Below are 418 nucleotides of genomic sequence, written 5' to 3'. Positions count from 1 at the left end.
CGCAAAGCCAGACGCCGTGCTGTCGGCACGCGTGCGCCGCTTCTGGTCGAAGCGAAGGCCAATGCCCGATGGTCGCTGGATTTCGTCCACGACCAGTTCGCCTGCGGAAGGAGATTTCGCGTGCTCAACATCGTCGATGATGTGACGCGCGAATGCCTGGCAGCAATCCCGGACACCTCGATCTCCGGCCGCCGCGTCGCACGGGAGCTGACGACGCTGATCGAACGACGCGGCAAGCCCGGAATCATTGTCTCCGACAACGGCACCGAACTCACATCGAATGCCATCCTCGCCTGGTCGAAGGATCACAAGGTCGAGTGGCACTACATCGCGCCCGGAAAGCCGATGCAGAACGGCTATGTCGAGAGCTTCAACGGCCGGATGCGCGACGAACTATTGAACGAGAGCCTGTTCTTCG

At 61.5% G+C, this 418-nt stretch carries 1 protein-coding gene; it reads left to right on the top strand.

Annotation, left to right across the window (positions count from 1 at the left end):
* Window positions 1-418 (top strand): DDE-type integrase/transposase/recombinase (locus ACPYOI_RS35990; RefSeq protein WP_481424162.1); only part of this gene is annotated, 418 nt, incomplete at both ends.

The sequence above is a fragment of the Rhizobium sp. SVR5-2C genome, assembly GCF_056755115.1.
Note: the sequence above shows the minus strand (reverse complement) of the source record. Positions and strands in the feature narration are given on the sequence as shown.